This is a genomic window from Fulvivirga aurantia, from assembly GCF_009711475.1.
Classification (GTDB): domain Bacteria; phylum Bacteroidota; class Bacteroidia; order Cytophagales; family Cyclobacteriaceae; genus Fulvivirga; species Fulvivirga aurantia.
Window position 1 is genome coordinate 1 of the sequence record NZ_SMMD01000257.1, and the last position, 1353, is coordinate 1353.

Consider the following 1353-nt stretch of genomic DNA (forward strand, 5'->3'; position numbering starts at 1 on the left):
CCCATCATCTGGCTATAAAATTTCTTAGGGGCAAGTTTAGTCGTTAAACTTAAACCTACCGGACTCAAGCTTAGCTCACCAAAAGTATGGAACATATACGTAAGTAATAACCAGGTAGGTGCTGCCAACTCTCCAGAAGCTGCAACCTTAGCAGCAAATACCATTACAAAAAAGCCTATACCTAATAATATAAGTCCTAATGAAAACTTAACAGGACTAGATGGTTCGAGATTTTTTCTTGCCATCCAAACCCACATCGCTCCAAAGATTGGGGCGAATATTACGATGAACATTGGATTTATTGATTGAAAAGTACCTGCAGCCAACTGAAATCCGAATAAAGTTCTATCGGTAAATCGAGATGCAAACAGGTTAAGAGTAGAGCCTGCCTGCTCAAATCCTGACCAGAAAATCGCACTAAATACGAATACGATTCCAATTACAATTACTTTCTTTTTTTCATCTGCATTCAAGCCACCCATTAATAAAACGTAGCCTAAGAATCCAAATGCTGTTAAAACAATGATGTATCCAGAAAATTCAGCCAATGAAGTAGCGTCAATTGGTATGAGTCCCATAAACATGAGCAATACTACTACTGCTGCTCCTCCAAGGATAATTTTAAGCCACTTTTGAAGGCTATTTTTCTGTTCTTTTTCCTCACTCGTGTTGAATTCCGGCATCTCTCCTACACCAGCTAAATACTTATCTGTAAGTCTATATTGAATAAGACCTAATACCATAAATAAACCAGCTGCACCAAAACCAAGGTGCCAGTTTACAAACTCTCCTAGTGGTGCTGTAATAAGCGGAGCTACTAAGGCTCCTAAATTTATACCTGAATAAAATATAGAAAATCCTGCATCACGTTTAGCTCCAGAGTCATTAGTGTACAACTCTCCTACTATCGAACTAATATTTGGTTTAAGTAACCCTGTACCCAGAGCAATTAAAATCAATCCTAAAAAGAAAGGCACTGTATCTGTGCTGGTTGTAGTAGTTACATCTTCTAAACCAAACTCAGCTAATATCCCAGGAATGGCCATTGTAAAGTGCCCAAGGGCTATGATTATTCCACCATACCAAACTGACTTTTTTAAACCGAAAAGTCTATCAGCCAGCCAACCTCCCGGAAGAGCAAAAATGTAAACACCCATAGTGTAAAGTCCGTAAATTGCACCGGAAGTTGGGTCATCGAAACCAAGTCCCCCATCTACTATGGCTGTTGTCATAAAGATTATTAACAGCGCGCGCATACCGTAATAGCTAAAGCGCTCAAACATCTCCGTAAAGAAGAGCGTAGCCAATCCGCGGGGATGACCAAAAAATGTTTTAGACATGTTGATTATTGTT

1 protein-coding gene is annotated in these 1353 nt (G+C 39.3%); it reads right to left on the reverse strand.

From position 1 onward, the window contains the following. A partial coding sequence (locus tag E1176_RS00930) for a peptide MFS transporter (RefSeq protein WP_155208715.1) occupies positions 1-1340 on the reverse strand: 1340 nt, incomplete at its 3' end. Positions 1341-1353: the final 13 nt, after the last annotated feature.